A 19,387-nucleotide genomic window follows, 5' to 3' on the forward strand; every position below is an offset into this window, starting at 1 on the left:
GAAGACCGCCCTCGCCGATTCCCGGGGGGCGAGCCGAACCGATCTCCAGACGGGCCGTTCGGCGCAGGCCGGAGCCGGCCTCCTCGTGCCGTCGCCGGCCCGGGCGTGTTTACCTTGAGGTGGACCACACGACGCCAGGTCGTCCTCCGCGCGCGTCAGGAGCACCGTGGTGAGCGACAACGATCACAGCCGGCTGGCCGCGGCGCTGCGACGCGCCGTGCAGGAGCTGCGCGCCAGTACCGGCATCGCCTACGTGCCCGTCGACGAGGGACGGTCACTCGCCGCGGTGACGGTCGTCGGCACCCCCGTCTCCCTCTACACCGCGCTGGAAGGCATCGGCGTGGACAACGAGAGGTACACCCCGGCCGTCGCCTACCGGACCGGCGAGCAGATCATCGGCTCCTGCCCCGGCACCCTGCCGGCCCCCTCGACCGCCGACGTGACGATGCCGTTCCCCTACACGGTCGCCTCGACGCCCGTGGCGGCCGCCGGGCACGACGTGGGCGTCCTCACGCTGCTGTGGGTGCCCCCGCTCGGACCCCGGCAGCTCCTGCCCGAGGAGAAGAAGCGATGCACCCGGTGGGCGGACGCGATGGCGCACGACCTGGACATCGCCCGGCAGCGGCATGCGCGGGCCCGCCCGGCGTCGGTGCCGTTCTTCCTGCTCCCGGGAGCCGAGGACACCCTCGGTTCGAACGTGTCCTTCCTCTACGACTTCCAGAAGGTGGCGTCCGCGCTGACGCAGGCCGTGCGGCCGCAGGACGTCATCGAGACGGTGGTGCAGCGGATCATGGCGCCCTTCGACGCGCAGAGCATGCTGGTCTCCGTCCTCGACGACGGCCGCTCGCGCGTACTCGGCTACACCGGGTACCCGCCGGAGGTCACCCGTTCCGGCCCGGTGCCCGCCCCGGGCGAACCGCTCTTCCTGGAGAACGACACCGACCTGGCGGCGGCACACCTGGGCCCGCTCGCCGAGGGCGTGCGGGCGTGCGCACTGCTGCCGCTGGTCAGCGAGGGCCGCGTCACCGGCACCTTCGTCCTCGGTTTCGACCACCCGCGCCGCTTCGGCGCCGAGGACCGGGCGGTCCTGGTCTCCATGACCGGCCTGCTCGCCCAGTCCCTGGACCGGGCCCGGCACTTCGAGACCGAGCACGCCGTGGTCCGCCGACTGCAACAGGGGCTGCTGCCCCACATGCTCCCCCATCTGGAGGAACTGGACACCGCGGCCCGCTATGTGCCGGCCCCGGGCGCCGACGTCGGCGGGGACTGGTACGACGTGCTCACCCTGCCGGACGGCAACGTGGGCCTGGTCATCGGCGACGTCGAGGGGCACAGCCCGACCGGGGCGGCGATCATGGGCCAGATCCGCAGTGTCGTGCGGGCCTACGCCACCGAGGGGCACGGACCCGCCGACGTACTCGGCCGGACCAACCGGCTGCTGGCCGAACTGGGCACGGACCTGTTCGTGACCTGCAGCTGCATCTGGCTGGACCGGGCGGCCGGCACGGCCGAGATCTCCTGCGCCGGACACCCCAGCCCCCTGCTGCGCCTGCCCGACCGCAGCGTCGAGGTGGCGGACCCGGAGGCGGGGATCCCGCTCGGGGTCGCGCCGGACACGGTGTACCACTCCGTGGAGGTGACCCTCCCTCCCGGGACCGTCCTCGCGCTGTACACCGACGGCCTGATCCACTCCCGGGGCACGGACCTGGTCTCCGGGACCAAGACCCTGTGCCGCCTCCTCGCCGAAGCCGACGAGCAGCGCCTGGAGGAACTGGCCACCCGGCTCCTCGGCATCACCGGGGAGGACGCGGGGGAGGAGCGCGAGGACGACGTGGCCCTGCTGCTCGCCCGCTACGACGGGGCACTGCCGGGCGCACACCGCAGGGTCAGCCGGATGTCCGTTCAGCGCCACGACCTCCAAGCGGTCAGGGAGGTCCGGCACTTCCTGCACGCGAAGCTGCGTGAATGGGGCTGGCGGGAGGTCTCCTACGACGTGGAGCTGCTGGCCACCGAGCTGGTCACCAACGCGCTGGTCCACGCCGACAGCGACGTCGACGTCAGGCTGCGCGAATACCCGGACCGCATCCGCGTGGAGGTGCGCGACTGCGACCCGCGCCCTCCGATGCCGGCCCCCATCACCGTCACGGAGGAGGTCGACGCCGACGCGGAACACGGCCGGGGTCTGGTCATCGTCGAGGCGGTGGCCTCCGCGTGGGGCAACTCTCCGAGCGGGCGCGGCAAGTCGGTCTGGTTCGAGGTCACCGCCGCTGCCGCGGACCCGGGCGGATAGCGGACGGCCCCGGCCCGCTCCCCTTCCCCTTTTACCCACGCTTTGCCGTGAGCCGGTCCTGTCCCAGAATGGAAGGAGCCGCACAGGCCGACAGCGCCTGCCGATCCCTGGGAGAGACACCTGATGGGCCCGCGTCACCACTTCCACCTGGATGCCAGGGGCCACTCGGTGACCGTGAACGTCGAGGGCCGCCGCCGCGGGGCGGTCGAGCTGCTCATCGACGGCAAGGAAACCGGCCGCGCCGACCTGCGCGGGCGCCGCCCCCTGCTCCTTTGCGGCGAGCTGCCCACCGATCCACCGGTGACCGTGACCGTCGACGTCACGCTCGAACCCGGCGCGCCCCGCTGTGTCGCCGTGATCGACGGCGCGGCGACGCCCATGCCCGCGCGCCCCTTCTGACCCCGGCACCTCCCCGTACCGGGCCGGCCCGTCGCGGCTGCCAGGGCATGAGTGGTGTGGCCGCCCAGGGACCGGCCCACGACGACCGGCCGGTGCGGCCGTGCCGGTGGCGTGGGGCGGGTGCCGCCACGCGCGTCTGCCGGTGCGTCGTCCACACGGTGGCGAAGCTCCCGGCGGTCCTCTCGGTCGGCGGCCGGTCAGTTCACCAGGGCGCGCCGGGGCAGCGGCGAGGAGTACACGACACTCGTGGTCACCGATCCCAGCCCGCCGATCCGGCCGGACACCTCCTCCAGATGCCGCATGGAGCGCGCGGCCACCTTGATGACGAAGCAGTCGTCACCCGTGACGTGGTGGGCCTCCAGGATCTCCGGGGTGGCCGCGACCAGGTCGTGGAACGGCTTGTAGTTGCCGTGAGGGTAGCGCAGCCGGACGAAGGCGAGGATCGGCAGCCCCAGCCGTTCGGGGTCGACCACGGCCGCGTACCCCTGGATGACGCCCGCCTCCTCCAGACGGCGGACCCGTTCGGTGACCGCGCTGGCGGACATGGACACCACCCGGGCGAGATCGGCGAAGCTGACGCGGCCCTGCCGCTGGAGGACGTCGAGGATGCGCCAGTCGGTGGCGTCCGGGGAAAACGCGGTCATGGGCGAGGGATAGCAGCTCGATCCCCGGTCGATCAAGCCGTTCACCGGGGATCGCCCCTTCGCGGGCGTGATCTTGGGCCATAGATTTGCCGGTGTCGATCCCGACCAGGCAAGGACTTCCCGATGACCGCACCGACCGCCGCCCACTTCCGGGCCGCCCTCGCCTTCCACGCCGACGTGTCCGACGTCGCCGCCGCGCTCGCCGCCGGCGGCCACCCGGGGTTCGTCCTGCTGGACTCCCGCTCCACCGAGTCCTGGGACCAGGGGCACCTCCCCGGAGCCGTCCACCTGCCGACCGCGCTCATCCCCGAGCAGGCCCCGGCCCTCCTCGACCCGTCCGTCCCCGTGGTCACCTACTGCTGGGGCCCGGGCTGCAACGGCGCCACCCGGGCCGCCCTCGCCCTGGCCGAACTCGGCTACCAGGTCAAGGAGATGCTCGGCGGCTTCGAGTACTGGGTGCGTGAGGGCTTCGCCTACGAGACCTGGCGCGGCGGTGAGCGACGCACCGCCGACCCGCTCACCGCACCCGTCGGCGACGGCGACTGCGGCTGCTGACGCGCCCGGTCCGACCGGCGCTCACCCCGGCCGGACCCCGTCCGCCCGGCGTCAGCAGGCCCATCCCGTCCTCGCCGGCAACCCCGCGAGAGCGGCCGTCACCGCGGCGGACGCGCGCACGTCCAGCTGCGCACCGGTGCCGCGGACCTGATGCCGCAGATCCTCGGCGGCCAGCGCGACCAGCTGCGGCAGCAGGTCCGTGCACCGTCGCGCCACCCAGCCGGTGCCCGCCGTGGCCAGCCACCACAAGCCCGAGATCCGGGTGGGTGCGGGGGCATCGTGCCCTGCCGCAGCGTGCCCTCGAAGGCGAGCAGCCGGTCCGCCTCCACGTAGAGGGTGTCGCCCGCCGGCTCGATGACGTGCACATGGTGCCCGCCGTGCCCGAAGAGCACGGTCCCGCTGCCCTCCACGGTCATCAGCGGCGTCGCCTCCCCGGCGACCCGCCGCCCGATCATGGACATCACGCCGCCCTGACCGCCCTGCACGTTCGGCGTGAACGACACCTCGCCCCGGTACGCCAGCATCGCCCCCCGCTGGCTGAACAGCCGCTGCCCCGGCACCACCGTGGCCTCGACCATCTTCGCGTTGATCTCCCGGAAGGCCATGTCAGACGTCCCCCGCGACGGTGTTCCGCTCGCTCGGCTGGACGTACACCAGCCCGTCGCCCTCGAACCGGATCTGGAAGGCCTCCCCGCCGCCCTCGCCGAGCAGGGTGCGGAAGGTGACCCCGGACTGGAAGGACTGCCGCACATTCCCCTGGTGCGCCACGTACGCCCCCGGGTCCACGATCAGCGGGTACTGCGGCGTGACCCGGAGCACCACCGCCGGGCCGTCCGACAGGATCGCCGCCTGCCCGTGCCCCTCCACGGTCGTCGTGAACAGCCCGTTGCCCTGCGAGGCGCCGCGCAGCCCCGTGAACGTCGTCCCCGTCCTCAGCCCCTCCTCCGTCGCCAGCAGATTGCTCGACTCCACGAACAGCCTGTCGCCCGCGAGCCGCACCAGATTGATCTCCGACGCCCGGTCGGCGAACCAGCAGGTCCCCTGCCCCCGCACCTCCATCACGGTCATCTGCTCCCCGGTGAGCCGCCGCGTCACCATGCCCCGCAGCCCCTCACCGCCCCCGGTCAGCTTCTTGAAGGCCATCTGCCCGTCGTAGGCGACCATCGAGCCGTTCTTCGCCTTCACGGCGTCCCCGGTCATCTCGACGGCGAGCACCTTGCTGCCTTGCAGTCGGAACATCGCCACGCTGCGAAGGTAGCGGCGCACGCCCGCCCACCGACAGGGCCCACGGGTGGAGAAGACCCCGGACCGCACCCTTAGGGGTCCGGCTCGGAGTGTGCGGCCGAGACACCCCGGTGTCCGGCCGAGACACCCCGGCATCCGGACCGGCATCCCGCCGAGACACCCCCTGAGGACGGGCACGGCGACCGGTTTGCCACAATGGACGGAGACTTTGTGCCCGCGTTCACAAACTGAGCGTCTCTCTCACCGAAGGTGACCCGTGGACATCAAAACCGCCACCGCCCTCCGCCGCCTCCGCCTGGTCTCCGCCCCCGAGGCGGTGTCCTTCATCCTCCTGCTGGTCTGCTCGGTCCTGAAGCGGACCACGGACTTCAACGCGGTGCCCGTGATGGGGTCGATCCACGGCATCCTCTTCATCCTCTACGTGCTCTTCTGGGCCGACGCCTGGAACCGCACGAAGTGGCCGCTGAAGACCGCCGCGCTCTACTTCGTCCTGTCCGTCCTGCCCACCGGCGGCTTCTTCGCCGAGCGCAAGCTCAAGCGGGCCGCCGAGGACGCGGTGATCGCCTCCCGCGCCCGTCGCGAAGGGGTCGTGAACGCATGATCGTCGCCTTCTCCGTCACTCCGCTCGGCGTCGGCGAGGACGTCGGTGCGTACGTCGCCGAGGCCGTCCGCGTGGTCCGCGAGTCCGGTCTGCCCAACCGCACCGACGCGATGTTCACCTCGATCGAGGGCGAGTGGGACGAGGTCATGGACGTGGTCAAGCGCGCCGTGGCCGCGGTGGAGGCCCGCGCCCCCCGGGTCTCCCTGGTCCTCAAGGCCGACATCCGCCCCGGCGTCACGGACGGCCTGACGAGCAAGGTGGAGACGGTCGAGCGGCACCTGGCCCAGTAGGGCCCCGCACCGGCACCACGGCCCCCGCGGGGCCGGGAGCGGCCCGCGCGGGCGCGTCCGGTGCCGGGCGCCCACCCGCGCGATCCGTCCGTCGGCATGCCCCGCCGGCGCCCGCGCCATGCCCCGTCGGCGCCCCGGCCCGACCACCCGAGGTCACCATGCGGACCGATCCGCGAGACAGGGCTGACCACGATATGACCGCCGGGTAGGGTGTGATGACGTGCCCAAGCCCCTCAGTCTCCCCTTCGACCCCATCGCCCGAGCCGACGAACTCTGGAAGCAGCGCTGGGGAAATGTGCCGTCCATGGCGGCGATCACCTCCATCATGCGCGCGCACCAGATCCTGCTGGCCGAGGTCGACGCGGTGGTCAAGCCGTACGGGCTGACGTTCGCGCGCTACGAGGCCCTGGTGCTGCTCACCTTCTCCAAGGCCGGCGAACTGCCGATGTCCAAGATCGGCGAGCGGCTCATGGTGCACCCCACCTCCGTGACCAACACCGTCGACCGCCTGGTGAAGTCCGGGCTGGTGGCCAAGCGCCCCAACCCCAACGACGGGCGCGGCACCCTCGCCGTCATCACCGACAAGGGGCGCGAGGTGGTCGAGTCGGCCACGCGCGACCTGATGGCGATGGACTTCGGCCTGGGCGTCTACGACGCCGAGGAGTGCGCGGAGATCTTCGCGATGCTGCGCCCGCTGCGGGTGGCGGCGCACGACTTCGACGAGGGCTGAGCGGCCCGGCCGCCCCGGGGGAGCCGGGCGCCTCCGACCGGGCGACCCCGCCCAAGATCTACCGGAACGTGCGGTTACGCTCGACTCCATGAAACGAAGCGTGCTGACCCGCTACCGCGTCATGGCCTACGTCACCGGCGTCCTGCTGGTGCTCCTGTGCCTGAGCATGATCGCCAAGTACGGGCTGGACATCGACGGTGCCGCGGACTTCACCCGCGTCGTCGCCATCGCGCACGGCTGGCTGTACGTCATCTACCTGATCTTCGCCTTCGACCTGGGCTCCAAGGCGAAGATGCCGGTCGGCCGCCAGCTGTGGGTCCTGCTGGCCGGGACGATTCCGACGGCCGCCTTCTTCGTCGAGCGGAAGATCAGCCGCGAGCTGGAGGCCAAGGTCGACGGCCCCGCTCCGGCCGCCGCCAAGGCGTAGCCCCCACCGCCGCGCGGACCCCGTGCGGCGGTCAGCCGTCGACATTTACTAGGACGTCCTAGTAAATTCGAAGCATGGACGCTGACGCCATCGAAGAGGGCCGCCGCCGCTGGCAGGCCCGGTACGACGCGGCGCGCAAGCGCGACGCGGACTTCACCACGCTCTCCGGCGACCCCGTGGAGCCGGTGTACGGACCCCGGCCCGGGGACACCTACGAGGGCTTCGAGCGGATCGGCTGGCCTGGTGAGTTTCCCTTCACGCGCGGCCTGTACCCGACCGGCTACCGGGGGCGCACCTGGACCATCCGGCAGTTCGCCGGGTTCGGCAACGCCGAGCAGACCAACGAGCGCTACAAGATGATCCTCGCCGCGGGCGGCGGCGGTCTCTCGGTCGCCTTCGACATGCCCACGCTGATGGGCCGCGACTCCGACGACCCGCGCTCGCTGGGCGAGGTCGGCCACTGCGGGGTGGCGATCGACTCCGCGGCCGACATGGAGGTCCTGTTCAAGGACATCCCGCTGGGCGAGGTCACCACCTCGATGACGATCAGCGGCCCGGCCGTCCCCGTCTTCTGCATGTACCTGGTCGCCGCCGAACGCCAGGGCGTGGACGTCTCCGCGCTCAACGGCACCCTGCAGACCGACATCTTCAAGGAGTACATCGCGCAGAAGGAGTGGCTCTTCCAGCCCGAGCCGCACCTGCGCCTGATCGGCGACCTGATGGAGTACACCAGCTCCAGGATCCCCGCCTACAAGCCGCTGTCCGTCTCCGGCTACCACATCCGCGAGGCGGGCGCGACGGCCGCGCAGGAGCTGGCGTACACGCTCGCGGACGGCTTCGGCTACGTCGAGCTGGGCCTCAGCCGCGGTCTGGACGTGGACGTCTTCGCCCCGGGCCTGTCCTTCTTCTTCGACGCGCACGTGGATTTCTTCGAGGAGATCGCCAAGTTCCGCGCGGCCCGCCGGATCTGGGCCCGCTGGATGCGGGACGTCTACGGCGCGAAGTCCGACAAGGCGCAGTGGCTGCGCTTCCACACGCAGACCGCCGGCGTCTCGCTGACCGCGCAGCAGCCGTACAACAACGTCGTCCGCACGGCCGTGGAGGCCCTGGCGGCGGTGCTCGGCGGCACCAACTCGCTGCACACCAACGCCCTCGACGAGACCCTGGCGCTGCCCAGCGAGCAGGCCGCCGAGATCGCACTGCGCACGCAGCAGGTGCTGATGGAGGAGACCGGCGTCGCCAACGTCGCCGACCCGCTGGGCGGTTCCTGGTACGTCGAGCAGCTGACCGACCGGATCGAGGCGGACGCGGAGAAGATCTTCGAGCAGATCAAGGAGCGCGGACTGCGCGCCCACCCCGACGGGCAGCACCCCATCGGGCCGATGACCTCCGGCATCCTGCGGGGCATCGAGGACGGCTGGTTCACCGGCGAGATAGCCGAGTCGGCGTTCCGCTACCAGCAGGCGCTGGAGAAGGGCGACAAGAAGGTCGTCGGCGTCAACGTGCACACCGGGTCGGTCACCGGGGACCTGGAGATCCTGCGGGTCAGCCACGAGGTGGAGCGCGAGCAGGTGCGGGTGCTGGCCGAGCGCCGGGCGGCGCGGGACGACGCGGCGGTGCGCTCCGCGCTGGACGCCATGCTGGCGGCGGCCCGGGACGGCGCCAACATGATCGAGCCGATGCTGAACGCCGTGCGGGCCGAGGCCACCCTCGGCGAGATCTGCGAGGCGCTGCGGCAGGAGTGGGGGGTGTACACCGAGCCGGCCGGGTTCTGAGGCCCGAAGCCGCTGCGGGCGGGCAGGCGGGCGGGGCGCAGGGCCGCCGCGGCGCTGAGGCGCCCGCCGGTGCCGCGCCGGACGGGCCGGCGCGCGCCGCCCGACCGCCCGCGGCTACCCGGACACCGCGCCCAGCCCCTGCAGCAGGACCTGGGTGAACCTGCGCACCCACTCCTCGTCCGCCGGTTCCGCGCTGACCAGGGTGCGGTGGACCACCGCACCCGCCACCACGTCGAAGATGAGGTCGGCGGTGCGGGCCGCGGTCTCGGCGTCGTCCTCCCGGGGCAGTTCGCCGCGTGCCTGGGCGCGGGCCCGGCCCTGCAGGACCAGCCGTTTTTGGCGGTCCACGATCGAGGTGCGGATCCGTTCCCGCAGCGCCTCGTCGCGGGTGGACTCGGCGACGACGGCCATCAGGCCGCTGCGGGCCTCCGGGCGGGCCAGGATCGCCGCGAACTGCAGCACCACGCCCTCGATGTCGGCGGCCAGGCTGCCGCGGTCGGGCAGGCGCAGTTCGTCGAAGAGTTCGGCGACCGCGTCCACGACGAGTTCGTTCTTGCCCGCCCAGCGCCGGTACAGCGTCGTCTTGGCAACCCCGGCGCGGCCGGCGACGTCCCCCAGGGTGAGCTTCGACCAGCCCAGCTCCACCAGGGCCGCGCGGGTGGCGGCCAGGATCGCCGCGTCCGCGGCGGCGCTGCGCGGACGGCCGGCGCGGGCGTGCGGGGTGCGGCTCTGCATCCCTTGACCATAACCGGAGGGAAACCGGGCGGTTCCGTGTGGTGGTGAGGGAGATCACCGGCCGGCGCTTTCGCGGAGGCGTCGCCTGCCATTACGCTACGGGTCGTAGCGAAAGCGTGGGCCGAGGCCCGCGCCCGAGCGACGACCACACAGCACCACGCACAGCGACACGCACACATCGTCACGCGGCCGGCGCGGCACGACCCGCCCGCGTGACGGCACGGCGGCACCGCGCACGGCTCGGGCACCCGGTGGGGACCAGGCGCCCGGCACGGCCGGCCGGTAGCGGCTTTGACGGCGGTTTTCACTCAGAGAGGCGGAACGGGGGAGGATGGACGCATGCAGCCACGGAACATGTCCATGAGCGGCGTCGTCGACCTCGCCGCGGTGAAGGCGGCCCAGGAGGCCAAGGCGAAGGCGGAGCAGGCACGCGCCCAGGCCGCCCGGGAGGGTGGAACCGGCGCCGTCTCCCCGGCCGACCTCGTCATCGACGTCAGCGAGGCCACCTTCGAACGCGACGTCCTGCAGCGCTCCGCCGAGGTGCCGGTCGTCATCGACTTCTGGGCCGAGTGGTGCCAGCCCTGCAAGCAGCTGAGCCCGGTCCTGGAGCGGCTGGCCGTCGAGTACAACGGGCGCTTCCTCCTCGCCAAGATCGACGTCGACGCCAACCAGCTGCTGATGCAGCAGTTCGGGATCCAGGGGATCCCCGCGGTCTTCGCGGTGGTCGCCGGCCAGGCCCTGCCCCTGTTCCAGGGTGCGGCGGGCGAGGCGCAGATCCGGCAGACGCTGGACCAGCTGGTGCAGGTCGCCGAGCAGCGCTTCGGCCTGACCGGCCTGACCGTCGACGCGGAGGCGGAGCCGGGCGCCCAGCCGCAGCAGCCGGCCGGCCCCCACGACGCGGCGCTGAACGCCGCGGCGCAGGCCCTGGACGCCGGTGACCTGGGCGGCGCCATCCAGGCGTACAAGAACGTACTGGCCGACGACCCGGCCCACCCGGAGGCCAAACTGGGCCTCGCGCAGGCCGAGTTGCTCCAGCGGGTGCAGGGCATGGACCCGCAGAAGGTGCGTCAGGAGGCGGCCGGGAAGCCGTCCGACGTGGCGGCGCAGATCGCCGCCGCCGACCTGGACCTGGTGGGCGGGCACGTGGAGGACGCCTTCGGGCGGCTCATCGACACGGTGCAGCGCACGGCGGGTGAGGACCGGGACGCGGCGCGGCTGCGGCTGCTGGAGCTGTTCGAGGTCGTCGGCGCCGAGGACCCCCGGGTGACGGCGGCCCGACGGGCGCTCGCCCGGGCGCTGTTCTGAGCCCGGTGAGGACCGGTCTGCTGACCAGTCGTTAAACGCCCGGGCATGTGATGCCCGGGTGAAAGATCTGCCGACACGTCGTCACAGCGGCCGCGCTTTACCAAAACTTGGTCATCGCGGCCGCTGTTACTGCAAGTAAGTCCCGGCCGTTGATGTGCCCGCTTCCGTCCGGGCATCGACAGTTTTGTCCTGGCCTTTGTTACCACCGAGTGTCGCCGTTCGGGATCGGTCTGTCGTCACGCGGTTATCCGGCCGTTACTAGTGAGTAACGAACCCCCTTGTGCGGGCGGCGAGAATGCACCACGATCGGCCACGCTCGGTCCATTCCCGTACCCCGACAGCCAATCGGGTCACGGGATGTCTGGGTCCCCACCGAGCAGAACCGGCGGCAGTGGCGCCGGCTCTTGGACAGGGGGGTCTTCGCCGGCCGGCGAAGCCTGTCCAGCAGGGTTGTGCGTGATGCGTGTCAGGCGCGACCAGTGGTTGTCGCTCGGGGGTGATCGCCGGTGATTCGGGCGCGGTACGCGCCACCGAGCGCGGGCGCTCTCCTTCCCGAGGACGTAGCACTTCTCCCATCCCTGCCCGGCTTCCAGCCGCCGACCGGGGGCTGAGCCGAGGCCAGGAGATGTACGTCCGAGAAGGAGGAAATATGGAGTCCCAGGTGCGTGGCGGGACCAGATGGAAGCGGTTCGCTGTGGTGATGGTGCCCAGCGTGGCCGCGACGGCGGCGATAGGCGTGGCGCTGGCGCAGGGTGCGCTCGCCGCGTCGTTCAGTGTGTCGGGCCAGTCGTTCAAGGTGACGGCCAAGTCGCTCGAGGGCACGGGCTTCGAGCAGTACGGCGCGATCGATTCGGGCTACACCCTCACCGGTGAGAAGGCAGATCACCCGGTCGCGGTCTCGGCGTTCAGCGAGGCGCGCATCCAGAAGCTCTGCCAGTCCGTCGTCACTCCGGTCCCGCTGTTCGGAGGAGCCGTCAGCCTGACGCTGACGGCGGGTGACAGCACCGACCAGCAGCGGCAGGTCTACGCCAAGAACCTGTACATCGACGTCGAGGACCTCGGTGCCGACGCCACGTTCCGCAACATCGACATCGGTGTGGCCGCGAAGGACGCCAAGAAGGGTCCCGGCCTCAACCAGGACGAAGTGGCGAACAAGAAGACGAATCCCTACGGCTTCGCCCAGCAGGCCGAGTCGGCGACCCTGACCGATGTGAAGCAGACGGCGTGGGCGACCACCGCCGGAACCTTCAAGCTGCCGGGGCTGCACATGAAGCTGCAGACGGGCAAGCACGAGTGCTACTGAGCACTCGGTGACGGGCGGGGGAGCCGACGGCGCCCCCGCCCGTTCCGCCTCCTGCCGCTCCTTCACACACCCCCCACACCACCCACGTACCACCCTTCACAGCAAGCCGCACCAGGGAGCTGTTTTCCATGAGCGCCGAGACTTCCGCCGTACCCGGCCAGTTCACCCGCCGGAGGCTGCAGTTCCGCGCCTGGCGGGGCACGCGACCGTTCTGGGCCGGTCTGCTCGTCCTGCTCGGCGGCTTTCCGATCATCTACTTCCCGTACGCCCATCTCCAGCTCGGCCACCTGACCCTGGCGATGGCCACCACCGCGGGAGCCGGCTCCCTGATCATCGGCGTGCTGCTCATCGTCCTGGGCATCAGCCTGTGGTTCCAGAAGCACATCCGGGTCTTCGCGGGCGTCGCGTCGATCCTGCTGGCGCTGGTGTCCATCCCCGTGTCGAACTTCGGCGGCTTCGTCATCGGCTTCCTGCTCGCCCTCGTCGGCGGTGCGCTGGCCGTGTCGTGGGCGCCGGGTGTGCCGCCCGCGCCGGAGGACGCGCAGGAGACCGGCCGGGGGCAGGGCGGTGCTCCCGATGCCGCGCCCGGCCCGGTGGGGAACGGGACGAACCAGTCGAACGACCTGTCAGGAACGAGCCCGGCCAACGGGGCGAACGGGAGGCACAGTGCCGGCTGACGAGGTGACCCACGGGGCGGATGCGGACAGGTCCCGTGCGAGAACCGGGGCGCGCCACGCGGCCCCCAGGAAGCCACTGTTCACCAGGTTCCACATGCCGGCCGGCAAGGCGATCGCCATGGCGGCGATGCCGACGGCGGTCATCGTCGGGATGGGCTTCACGTCCTCGCTCGCCCTGGCGGACAACAACACCCCGGCGCCGTCCGCCAAGAGCCTGACCGCGGACGAGTACAAGGACTGCGTGGCGGCGCTCGGCGACGGCAAGGACAAGACCGCTGCCTCGCCCACGCCGTCGGCCTCCGCGAGCGCCGACGACTCCGCCGAGGACGGCAAGGACACCAAGGACGGCAAGGACGCCTCCTCCGGGCCGACCCCGTCGGCGACGGCCTCCACGGGCAAGCCCGGGCAGTCCGCGACCGGCGACCGGACGGATGACGCCGCCACGGACGGCGCGGACAAGGCTTCGGGCACCTCCTCCTCGGACACGGCCTCTTCGCCGGCTTCAGGTGCCGACGACAAGGCCGCAGCGCCCACCGCCTCCGCCACGCCGTCCCCCTCGGCCACCGCGGGCAAGGGCGGCGGACTGCTGGGCGGGCTCGGCGACGCGCTCGGGGACCTGCTGGGCGGCGGCACGCACACGGACGCGCAGACGACGCCCTCCGCCTCCGCCACGCCCTCCGCGGGCGCGACCGACAGCGTGACCGGGACGGTGAAGGACACCACCGAGAAGGTCACCGGCACCGTCGATGAGACGGTGAAGGACACCACCGGCACCGCGTCCGAGGCGGCGGGCGACGTCACCGGCACCGTCAAGGACACCACCGGCAAGCTCACGGACACCGCCGGCAAGCTCGCGGACACCGTCAAGGACACCGCGGGTGCGGCCACCGGCTCGGCGAGCCCGAGTCCGTCGGCGAGTGCGTCCACCGACCCGGAGAACTGCCCCAAGGCCACCGACGCCCAGGGCGGCGTGGACAACACGGTGCCCCTGGCCGACGACCCCTGGTACCTGGACGCCAGCTCCCTGCTGCTCAAGGGCGCCGAGTACAAGGGCGTCGTGGAGGTGAGGACCGCGAGCGGCGCCGTCAAGAAGGTGCTGAAGTACGTCATCTCCGACGGCACCGACATCGGCGATCTGCACCAGACGGTGAAGGACAAGCAGGCCGGCAAGACCTACCACGTGCAGGCCGCCAAGGGCTCGATGTCCACGATCACCGGCGGGCAGACGGTGATGTACACCGAGTCCATCTCCGGCAATCTGCTCGGCCTGATCCCCGTGACCTTCAGCCCGGACAGCCCGCCCCCGCTGAACATCCCGATCATCTACTTCACCAAGGTGCACGTGGTGCAGGCGGCCCAGTTCGGCGGCAACCTGCACGTGCCCGGCATGCACCTGTACACCACCGACGGGATCGGCTGAGCGGTCCGCCGCCCGGCCGTCCCGAGCCGCGCACGGACCGCCGCCGCAACCGGCCGCACACGTCGAGGGCGCCCCCGCCGATCCCGGCAGGGGCGCCCTCGACGTGACTCTCGCGCCGTCAGTCGCGCGCGGTGTTGCCCAGGTGGTGGACACGGACCATGTTGGTGGTGCCGGGGACGCCGGGCGGGGAGCCGGCGGTGATGACCACGACGTCGCCCTCGTTGAACCGCTTGAGCTTGATCAGCTCCTGGTCGACCAGGTCGACCATCTCGTCGGTGCTGGCGACGAACGGCACGACGTGCGGCTCCACGCCCCAGCTGAGCGCCAGCTGGTTGCGGGTGGACTCGTCGGTGGTGAACGCCAGGATCGGCTGGGCCGCGCGGTAGCGGGACAGCCGGCGGGCCGTGTCACCGGACTGGGTGAAGGCCACCAGGCCCTTGCCGCCGAGGAAGTCGGCGATCTCGGCCGCGGCGCGGGCCACCGAACCGCCCTGCGTGCGCGGCTTCTTGCCCGGGACCAGCGGCTGCAGGCCCTTGGACAGCAGCTCCTCCTCGGCCGCGGTGACGATCTTCGACATCGTCTTGACGGTCTCGATCGGGTACGCGCCGACGGAGGACTCCGCGCTCAGCATGACCGCGTCCGCGCCGTCCAGGATCGCGTTGGCCACGTCGGAGGCCTCGGCGCGGGTCGGGCGGGAGTTGGTGATCATCGACTCCATCATCTGGGTCGCCACGATCACCGGCTTGGCGTTGCGCCGGCACAGCTCGATCAGGCGCTTCTGCACCATCGGGACCTTCTCCAGCGGGTACTCCACCGCCAGGTCGCCGCGGGCCACCATCACGCCGTCGAACGCCATCACGACGTCCTGCATGTTCTCCACCGCCTGCGGCTTCTCCACCTTGGCGATGACCGGGACGCGGCGGCCCTCCTCGTCCATGACGCGGTGGACGTCGGCGACGTCCTTGGCGTCCCGGACGAAGGACAGGGCGACCATGTCGCAGCCCATGCGCAGCGCGAAGCGCAGGTCCTCGACGTCCTTGTCGGACAGCGCGGGGACGTTCACCGCCGCGCCGGGCAGGTTGATGCCCTTGTGGTCGGAGACCACGCCGCCCTCGATGACGATCGTCCGCACCCGCGGGCCCTCGACGTCGACGACCTTCAGCTCGACGTTGCCGTCGTTGATGAGGATCTGGTCGCCGCGCGAGACGTCGCCCGGCAGGCCCTTGTACGTCGTGCCGCAGATCTGCTTGTCGCCCGGGACGTCCTCGGTGGTGATGGTGAACTCGTCACCGCGCTCCAGCTCCACCGGGCCCTCGGCGAAGGTCTCCAGGCGGATCTTCGGGCCCTGGAGGTCGGCGAGGACGGCGACGGCCCGGCCGGTCTCCTTGGCCGCGGCCCGGACCCGGTCGTAGCGGCCCTGGTGCTCGGCGTGGGTGCCGTGGCTGAAGTTGAAGCGGGCCACGTTCATGCCGGCTTCGATCAGGGACACGAGCATCTCGTGGGAGTCGACCGCGGGGCCGAGAGTACAGACGATTTTCGAACGGCGCATGGGGCGATCCTATCGGTTTGTTTCGCTGCGGAATATTCCGTCTGGCGGAAAATACAAATGGGCGCGTCCGCGCTCAGGCGAGTGCCGGTCGAATTTCAGGCGGCCTTTCCGACCAGTGCGTAGGTCTGCGTGGCGATCTCCATTTCCTCGTCCGTCGGAACCACGGCCACGGCCACCCGGGCGCCCTCGGGCGAGATCAGCCGCGCCTCGTCGCCGCGGCGGGCGTTGCGGTCCTCGTCGACCGCCAGGCCCAGCCCCTCCAGGCCCGCCCCCGCCGCCGCGCGCACGAAGTCGGCGTTCTCCCCGACACCCGCCGTGAAGGCGACCGCGTCCACCGTGCCGAGTACCGCGTAATACGCGCCGATGTACTTCTTCAGCCGGTGGATGTAGATCTCGAACGCGAGCCGCGCCTGCTCGTCGCCCTCGTCCATCCGGCGCCGTATCTCCCGCATGTCGTTGTCGCCGCACAGACCGAACAGACCGCTGCTCTTGTTGAGAAGAGTGTCGATCTCGTCCATGGACATTCCGCCAACCCGCTGCAAATGGAAGATGACGGCCGGGTCCAGGTCACCGGAACGGGTGCCCATCACCAGGCCCTCCAGCGGGGTGAGCCCCATGGAGGTGTCCACGCACACCCCGCCGCGCACCGCCGAGGCCGACGCGCCGTTGCCCAGGTGCAGCACGATCACGTTGACGTCCTCGGGCGCCTTGCCCAGCAGCTTCGCCGTCGCGCGGGAGACGTAGGCGTGCGAGGTGCCGTGGAAGCCGTAGCGCCGCACCCGGTACCGGTCGGCGATCTTGGTGTCGATGGCGTAGCGGGCCGCGGACTCCGGCATCGTGGTGTGGAAGGCGGTGTCGAAGACGGCGACCTGCGGCAGGTCCGGGCGCAGCGCCATGGCGGTGCGGATGCCGGTGAGGTTGGCCGGGTTGTGCAGCGGCGCCACCGGGATCAGCCGCTCGATCTCGGTGAGCACCTCCTCGTCGATGACGGTCGGCTCGGTGAAGAACATGCCGCCGTGCACCACCCGGTGCCCGATCGCGGCCAGCTCGGGGGAGTCCAGGCCGAGCCCGTCCTTGGCCAGCTCCTCGGAGACCGCCTTCAGGGCGGCGTCGTGGTCGGCGATGGGGCCGCTGCGCTCGTGGGTGTCGCCGGAGGTGACGCAGGTGTGCTTCAGGCGGGAGGTCTGCTCGCCGATGCGTTCGACCAGGCCGACGGCGAGCCGGCTCGCGTCGCGCATGTCGAGCAGCTGGTACTTCACCGACGAGGAGCCGGAGTTGAGGACGAGGACGCGGGTGGCGGTCACGGTGGGGAAAACTCTCTTCTCGGGGGTGTGCTGGGGCGTCACCGGGCGGGGGACTGGGCCTGGGCCTGGATCGCGGTGATCGCGACGGTGTTGACGATGTCCTGGACCAGGGCGCCGCGCGAGAGGTCGTTCACCGGCTTGCGCAGGCCCTGCAGCACCGGGCCCACCGCGATCGCGCCGGCCGAGCGCTGCACGGCCTTGTAGGTGTTGTTGCCGGTGTTCAGGTCCGGGAAGATCAGCACGGTGGCCTGCCCGGCGACCTGAGACCCGGGCAGCTTGGTCGCCGCCACCGACGGCTCCACGGCCGCGTCGTACTGGATCGGGCCCTCGATCATCAGGTCCGGCCGGCGCAGCCGCACCAGCTCGGTCGCCTCGCGCACCTTGTCCACGTCGGCGCCCGAGCCGGAGGTGCCGGTGGAGTACGACAGCATCGCGATGCGCGGCTCGACGCCGAACTGCGCGGCGGTCGTCGCCGACTGGACGGCGATGTCGGCCAGCTGCTCGGCGTCCGGGTCGGGGTTGACCGCGCAGTCGCCGTAGACGAGCACCTTGTCGGCCAGGCACATGAAGAACACCGAGGAGACGATCGACGCCTCCGGCTTGGTCTTGATGATCTCGAAGGCCGGGCGGATGGTGGCGGCCGTGGAGTGCACCGAGCCCGACACCATGCCGTCGGCCAGGCCCTCCTGGACCATCAGCGTGCCGAAGTAGTTCACGTCGGACACCACGTCGTAGGCCAGCTCCACGGTGACGCCCTTGTGGGCGCGCAGCTGGGCGTACTTCTCCGCGAAGGCGTCCCGCAGCTCGGAGGTGGCCGGGTCGATCAGCAGGCTGTCGCCGAGGTCGATGCCGAGGTCGGCGGCCTTCTTGCGGATGGCGTCCTGGGGTCCGAGCAGCGTCAGGTCGCACACGCCGCGGCGCAGCAGCACCTCCGCCGCGTGCAGCACGCGCTCCTCGGTGCCCTCGGGCAGCACCACCCGCCGCTTGTCGGAGCGGGCCTGCTCCAGCAGCTTGTGCTCGAACATCATCGGCGTGACCCGGTCGGTGCTGGGCGCGGAGACCCGCTTGCTCAGGTCGGCGGTGTCGACGTACCGCTCGAACAGGCCGAGCGCGGTCTCGGCCTTGCGCGGGGTGGCCGCGTTCAGCTTGCCCTCCAGGGAGAACAGGCGCTCGGCCGTGGGGAAGCTGTTGCCGGTGACCGAGATCACCGGGGTGCCCGGGGCGAGTCGCGCGGCCAGGGTCAGGATCTCCTCGCCGGGCTCCTCGTTCAGGGTGAGCAGCACGCCCGCGATCGGCGGGGTGCCGGCGCTGTGCGCGGCCAGCGAGCCGACGACCAGATCGGCGCGGTCGCCGGGGGTGATGACCATGCAGCCCGGGGTCAGGGCCTTGAGCAGGTTGGGCAGCATCGCGCCGCCGAAGACGAAGTCCAGCACGTCGCGGGCCAGGCCCGCGTCGTCGCCCAGCAGCACCTTGCCGTCCAGGACCTGGGCGATCTGCGCGACCGTCGGCGCGGACAGGGCCGGCTCGTCGGGCACCACCCAGCAGGGGACCGGCAGCCGGTCCGCCAGGTGCCCGGCTATCTCGTCGCGCATCTCGCGGGCCACCCGGTTGGTGACCATGGCCAGCACGTCGCAGCCCAGGCCGTCGTAGGCGCGGTAGGCGTTGCGGGTCTCGGCGAGCACGGACTGCGCGCTCTGCCGGCGTCCGCCCACCACCGGGATCACCGAGGCGCCGAACTCGTTGGCGAGGCGGGCGTTCAGCGACAGCTCGTCGGGCAGCTGGGTGTCGGCGAAGTCGGTGCCCAGCACGAGCACCACGTCGTAGTCGCGGGCCACCCGGTGGAAGCGGTCGACGAGGACGGACACCAGCTCGTCGGTGCCCTGCTCGGCCTGGAGCGCGGACGCCTCCTCGTAGCCCATGCCGTAGACGGTCGCCGGGTCCTGGGCGAGCCGGTAGCGGGCGCGCAGCAGCTCGAAGAGACGGTCGGGGCCGTCGTGGACGAGCGGGCGGAAGACGCCCACCCGGTCGACCTGCCGGGTCAGCAGCTCCATGACTCCCAGCTCGACGACCTGACGGCCGTCGCCGCGGTCGATGCCGGTCACGTACACGCTGCGGGTCACGCGGGCTCTCCGTTTCGT

18 protein-coding genes and 2 pseudogenes are annotated in these 19,387 nt (G+C 71.5%); 12 read left to right on the top strand and 8 right to left on the bottom strand.

Annotation, left to right across the window (positions count from 1 at the left end; translation table 11 throughout):
* Positions 1-169 precede the first annotated feature (169 nt).
* Together GV126_RS22395 and GV126_RS22400 are read left to right on the top strand one after the other, a co-directional pair.
* Positions 170-2,290, top strand: a complete 2,121-nt coding sequence (locus GV126_RS22395) for an ATP-binding SpoIIE family protein phosphatase (protein WP_159669711.1) — start codon at positions 170-172, stop codon at positions 2,288-2,290.
* Positions 2,291-2,413: 123 nt separating this feature from the next.
* Complete coding sequence (locus GV126_RS22400; RefSeq protein ID WP_159669714.1) at positions 2,414-2,689, top strand: hypothetical protein; 276 nt, start codon at positions 2,414-2,416, stop codon at positions 2,687-2,689.
* A gap of 197 nt (positions 2,690-2,886) precedes the next feature.
* Here the strand turns inward: GV126_RS22400 and GV126_RS22405 are convergent, their stop codons facing one another.
* Positions 2,887-3,333, bottom strand: a complete 447-nt coding sequence (locus GV126_RS22405; protein WP_159669717.1) for an Lrp/AsnC family transcriptional regulator — start codon at positions 3,331-3,333, stop codon at positions 2,887-2,889.
* A 123-nt stretch (positions 3,334-3,456) separates the two neighbouring features.
* Between GV126_RS22405 and GV126_RS22410 the strand changes: the two genes are divergently transcribed.
* Complete coding sequence (locus GV126_RS22410) at positions 3,457-3,888, top strand: rhodanese-like domain-containing protein (RefSeq protein WP_159669719.1); 432 nt, start codon at positions 3,457-3,459, stop codon at positions 3,886-3,888.
* Positions 3,889-3,939: 51 nt separating this feature from the next.
* Here the strand turns inward: GV126_RS22410 and GV126_RS36620 are convergent.
* The 3 genes and pseudogenes from GV126_RS36620 to GV126_RS22420 form a co-directional block, all read right to left on the bottom strand.
* Positions 3,940-4,161 (bottom strand): annotated as a pseudogene (locus GV126_RS36620) (SGNH/GDSL hydrolase family protein); the annotation flags it as partial.
* A 2-nt stretch (positions 4,162-4,163) separates the two neighbouring features.
* Positions 4,164-4,493, bottom strand: a pseudogene (locus tag GV126_RS22415) (AIM24 family protein); the annotation flags it as partial.
* A gap of 1 nt (position 4,494) precedes the next feature.
* On the bottom strand, positions 4,495-5,127 hold the full coding sequence (locus GV126_RS22420; protein ID WP_159673999.1) for an AIM24 family protein: 633 nt from the start codon (positions 5,125-5,127) through the stop codon (positions 4,495-4,497).
* A 262-nt stretch (positions 5,128-5,389) separates the two neighbouring features.
* On the opposite strand from GV126_RS22420, the gene GV126_RS22425 reads away from it, so the two are divergent.
* From GV126_RS22425 to icmA, 5 genes are all read left to right on the top strand, one after another.
* Entirely contained in the window at positions 5,390-5,734 is a 345-nt protein-coding gene (locus GV126_RS22425) for a DUF3817 domain-containing protein (RefSeq protein WP_028420263.1), read from the top strand.
* The gene (locus GV126_RS22430; RefSeq protein WP_159669724.1) at positions 5,731-6,024 is read left to right on the top strand and encodes an MTH1187 family thiamine-binding protein; all 294 of its coding nucleotides are present in this window, start codon (positions 5,731-5,733) and stop codon (positions 6,022-6,024) included. The genes GV126_RS22425 and GV126_RS22430 overlap by 4 nt, the downstream gene beginning before the upstream one ends.
* Before the next feature lie 220 nt (positions 6,025-6,244).
* A complete protein-coding gene (locus GV126_RS22435) occupies positions 6,245-6,754 on the top strand; it encodes a MarR family winged helix-turn-helix transcriptional regulator (protein ID WP_159669727.1) in 510 nt (169 codons plus the stop codon).
* An 88-nt stretch (positions 6,755-6,842) separates the two neighbouring features.
* Complete coding sequence (locus GV126_RS22440; RefSeq protein ID WP_037752926.1) at positions 6,843-7,181, top strand: DUF3817 domain-containing protein; 339 nt, start codon at positions 6,843-6,845, stop codon at positions 7,179-7,181.
* 74 nt (positions 7,182-7,255) lie between these two features.
* Entirely contained in the window at positions 7,256-8,956 is a 1,701-nt protein-coding gene (gene icmA / locus GV126_RS22445) for a coenzyme B12-dependent isobutyryl-CoA mutase large subunit (protein WP_159669729.1), read from the top strand.
* A 114-nt stretch (positions 8,957-9,070) separates the two neighbouring features.
* On the opposite strand, the gene GV126_RS22450 is transcribed toward icmA, so the two are convergent.
* Positions 9,071-9,691, bottom strand: a complete 621-nt coding sequence (locus tag GV126_RS22450) for a TetR/AcrR family transcriptional regulator (protein WP_159669732.1) — start codon at positions 9,689-9,691, stop codon at positions 9,071-9,073.
* Positions 9,692-10,030: 339 nt separating this feature from the next.
* Between GV126_RS22450 and GV126_RS22455 the strand changes: the two genes are divergently transcribed.
* From GV126_RS22455 to GV126_RS22470, 4 genes are all read left to right on the top strand, one after another.
* Positions 10,031-10,996, top strand: coding sequence for a tetratricopeptide repeat protein (locus GV126_RS22455; protein WP_185948291.1), 966 nt, complete (start codon positions 10,031-10,033; stop codon positions 10,994-10,996).
* Between the two features lie 649 nt (positions 10,997-11,645).
* Positions 11,646-12,299, top strand: a complete 654-nt coding sequence (locus tag GV126_RS22460) for a DUF6230 family protein (RefSeq protein WP_159669735.1) — start codon at positions 11,646-11,648, stop codon at positions 12,297-12,299.
* A 128-nt stretch (positions 12,300-12,427) separates the two neighbouring features.
* The gene (locus tag GV126_RS22465) at positions 12,428-12,976 is read left to right on the top strand and encodes a DUF6114 domain-containing protein (RefSeq protein WP_159669738.1); all 549 of its coding nucleotides are present in this window, start codon (positions 12,428-12,430) and stop codon (positions 12,974-12,976) included.
* A complete protein-coding gene (locus GV126_RS22470; RefSeq protein ID WP_159669741.1) occupies positions 12,966-14,396 on the top strand; it encodes a hypothetical protein in 1,431 nt (476 codons plus the stop codon). The genes GV126_RS22465 and GV126_RS22470 overlap by 11 nt, the downstream gene beginning before the upstream one ends.
* Positions 14,397-14,514: 118 nt before the next feature.
* Here the strand turns inward: GV126_RS22470 and pyk are convergent, their stop codons facing one another.
* The 3 genes from pyk to pta form a co-directional block, all read right to left on the bottom strand.
* The gene (gene pyk / locus GV126_RS22475; protein WP_159669744.1) at positions 14,515-15,945 is read right to left on the bottom strand and encodes a pyruvate kinase; all 1,431 of its coding nucleotides are present in this window, start codon (positions 15,943-15,945) and stop codon (positions 14,515-14,517) included.
* Between the two features lie 95 nt (positions 15,946-16,040).
* A complete protein-coding gene (locus tag GV126_RS22480) occupies positions 16,041-17,249 on the bottom strand; it encodes an acetate kinase (protein ID WP_159669747.1) in 1,209 nt (402 codons plus the stop codon).
* A gap of 38 nt (positions 17,250-17,287) precedes the next feature.
* Positions 17,288-19,369, bottom strand: coding sequence for a phosphate acetyltransferase (pta, locus tag GV126_RS22485; protein WP_159669750.1), 2,082 nt, complete (start codon positions 19,367-19,369; stop codon positions 17,288-17,290).
* Between the last annotated feature and the right edge of the window lie 18 nt (positions 19,370-19,387).

The organism is Streptomyces mexicanus (assembly GCF_902506575.1).
Taxonomy (GTDB): Bacteria; Actinomycetota; Actinomycetes; order Streptomycetales; family Streptomycetaceae; genus Streptomyces; species Streptomyces mexicanus.

Bases quoted from the DNA above. Each gene is read 5' to 3' on its own strand.
- GV126_RS22400 (WP_159669714.1), top strand. From the start codon at position 2,414: ATGGGCCCGCGTCACCACTTCCACCTGGATGCCAGGGGCCACTCGGTG.
- GV126_RS22405 (WP_159669717.1), bottom strand. From the start codon at position 3,333: ATGACCGCGTTTTCCCCGGACGCCACCGACTGGCGCATCCTCGACGTC.
- GV126_RS22410 (WP_159669719.1), top strand. From the start codon at position 3,457: ATGACCGCACCGACCGCCGCCCACTTCCGGGCCGCCCTCGCCTTCCAC.
- GV126_RS22420 (WP_159673999.1), bottom strand. From the start codon at position 5,127: ATGTTCCGACTGCAAGGCAGCAAGGTGCTCGCCGTCGAGATGACCGGG.
- GV126_RS22430 (WP_159669724.1), top strand. From the start codon at position 5,731: ATGATCGTCGCCTTCTCCGTCACTCCGCTCGGCGTCGGCGAGGACGTC.
- GV126_RS22440 (WP_037752926.1), top strand. From the start codon at position 6,843: ATGAAACGAAGCGTGCTGACCCGCTACCGCGTCATGGCCTACGTCACC.
- icmA (WP_159669729.1), top strand. From the start codon at position 7,256: ATGGACGCTGACGCCATCGAAGAGGGCCGCCGCCGCTGGCAGGCCCGG.
- GV126_RS22450 (WP_159669732.1), bottom strand. From the start codon at position 9,691: ATGCAGAGCCGCACCCCGCACGCCCGCGCCGGCCGTCCGCGCAGCGCC.
- GV126_RS22455 (WP_185948291.1), top strand. From the start codon at position 10,031: ATGCAGCCACGGAACATGTCCATGAGCGGCGTCGTCGACCTCGCCGCG.
- GV126_RS22460 (WP_159669735.1), top strand. From the start codon at position 11,646: ATGGAGTCCCAGGTGCGTGGCGGGACCAGATGGAAGCGGTTCGCTGTG.
- GV126_RS22465 (WP_159669738.1), top strand. From the start codon at position 12,428: ATGAGCGCCGAGACTTCCGCCGTACCCGGCCAGTTCACCCGCCGGAGG.
- pyk (WP_159669744.1), bottom strand. From the start codon at position 15,945: ATGCGCCGTTCGAAAATCGTCTGTACTCTCGGCCCCGCGGTCGACTCC.